Source organism: Effusibacillus consociatus (assembly GCF_042652925.1).
In the GTDB taxonomy this organism is placed as follows: Bacteria; Bacillota; Bacilli; order Tumebacillales; family Effusibacillaceae; genus Effusibacillus; species Effusibacillus consociatus.
In genome coordinates this window covers 1-2,368 of sequence record NZ_JBHSHC010000175.1, presented here as the reverse complement: position 1 = coordinate 2,368, position 2,368 = coordinate 1, and the positions used below count along the sequence as shown (strand labels likewise).

Below are 2,368 nucleotides of genomic sequence, written 5' to 3'. Positions count from 1 at the left end.
ACGAAAGTACCGGCAGTTCTTCAAAAATGGTTCTCGCTTCTTCATTCTCGATTATTTCTTTCCACGGATCTTTCAGCACCGACAACGCCACATCCATCCGCTCGTTTAACTCGCGGCGGGTTTCAGGATCCTCCAACACCTCGCGGATCGCGTCCAATCCGACCCGTTCTACCCAATACGAAGTGCGTTCCCCGTAATTCGCATTCTCACGGTAGTACTGCAAGAACGCTCCGGTCCATTCCATCACTTCCGCCTCGGTCTTCACCTTGCAAAGCAGATCCCCGCCCCGCAGGTGCACTCCTCCGTTTCCGCCGACATACAGCTCCCAACCGCCGTCGATGCCTACCACGCCAACGTCTTTAATGCCCGATTCGGCACAGTTGCGCGGACATCCCGACACGGCCATCTTGATTTTCGCCGGCGTGTTCAGCCGTTCAAACTTCTTCTCAATATCAATCCCCATTTGGATCGAATTCTGCGTTCCGAACCGGCAGAAGTCGCTTCCTACACAGGTTTTGACCGTACGTATCGCTTTGCCGTACGCAAAACCGGATGGCATATCCAGCTCCGCCCAGACCTTCGGCAGGTCTTCTTTCTTGACGCCGAGCAGGTCAAGCCGTTGTCCGCCTGTTACTTTGACCAGCGGCACCTGGTATTTCTCCGCCACTTCGGCGATCCGCTTCAATTCCGCCGGTGAGGTGACACCGCCATACATCCGGGGAACAACGGAGTACGTCCCGTCTTTCTGGATGTTGCCGTGCATCCGCTCGTTGACGAATCGGGATTCCCGCTCATCTTCATGTTCCTCCGGCCACAGCATGTTGAGGTAGTAGTTCAGGGCCGGACGGCACTTCGAGCAGCCCTCTTCTTCTTTCCACCCCAGTACATACATGACTTCTTTCACGGTGGTCAGGTGCTTCTCCTTCATCTCCTCCAGCACTTCCTCGCGGCTCAGCGATGTGCAGGAACAGATCGGTTCTTTCTGTCCGCCTGCCTGAACCTTGTCGCCCAGCACGTGTTCCAGAACCTGCCCGACCAGAGGCTTGCAGCCGCCGCAGGAACGGGACGCTCCGGTACAACCTTTGATCTCCTCGACCGAACAAAGCCCTTTTTGCTGGATCGCCTGCACGATCGTGCCTTTGGAGACTCCGTTACAGCCGCAGATAATCTCGTCATCCGACATGGCCGCTACTGCTGCAGCGCCGGATTCCGCACCTGCCGAACCCGGATTTTCCAGAATCGATACGCGCTTGATTTCCATGACATCGGTTTCGTTTCGCATCATTTGCAGAATGCGGGTGCTGTCGCTTGTATCCCCGAACAATACGGAGCCGACGATCTTGTTGTCGCGAACGAGAATTTTTTTGTAGATGCCCGCAAATTCATCGTGCACACGAATCGCTCTTGTATCGGGACTGTCCATGAACTCACCCGCGGAGAATACATCCACCCCGGAGACTTTCAGCTTCGTGTAGACGATCGAGCCTTCGTATGGCGCTGTCTCCACACCGCAGACATGCTTCGCCAGTACCTGCCCCTGTTCAAACAACGGGGCCACCAATCCGTACACCATGCCGCGATGCTCGGCACATTCGCCCACCGCATACACATTCGGAACGCTGGTTTGCAGGTAATCGTTCACCACGATTCCCCGGTTGACCTCAATTCCGTTTTCTTTTGCGAGTGCCACATTCGGCTTGATCCCGACCGCCATGACAATCAGGTCGGCTTCTTCGACTGTGCCGTCTTTAAAGCGCAATCCGGTGACGCGCCCATCGCCGAGGATCTCTTCGGACTGCTTTTCCATCAAGAAACGCATGCCCTGCCCTTCCAGTTCCCGCTGCAGCAGCTTGGACGCAACAGGATCCAACTGCCTCTCCATCAGATTGTCGAAAATATGAACAACACTTGCTTCCATATTCAGATTCAGCAGTCCCCGGGCCGCTTCAAGTCCGAGGAGTCCGCCGCCAATGACGATCGCTTTTTTGTATTTCTTGGACGCTTCGATCATCGTCTCGCAGTCCTTGATGTCACGGAATGCGATGACCCCTTCTTTCTCAGCTCCAGGGAGCGGCAGCATGAACGGAAGGGAACCTGTGGCGAGAATCAGCTCGTCGTAGGATTCGACAATGCCGCCATCGGTAACGACCTGGCGCTTCTCTGTGTCGATTTTCGTTACGGTCTGGCCGGTATGCAGCGTGATGCCGTTCTGCTTATACCAATCCCAGTCATTCAATACAATATCGTTGATATCTGCGTCCCCAGCCAGCACGGAGGACAGCAAAATGCGGTTATAGTTCGGATGCGGCTCACTGCCAAAAATCGTGATCTCAAACTGTTCCGGCGCCAGCTTCAAAATCTCCTCCAC

At 55.0% G+C, this 2,368-nt stretch carries 1 protein-coding gene; it reads right to left on the bottom strand.

Going from position 1 to position 2,368, the window contains the following annotated elements; all coding sequences use genetic code 11:
- Positions 1–2,368, bottom strand: a 2,368-nt coding sequence (nirB, locus tag ACFO8Q_RS23835) for a nitrite reductase large subunit NirB (RefSeq protein ID WP_380029875.1), incomplete at both ends; no start/stop codon positions are given.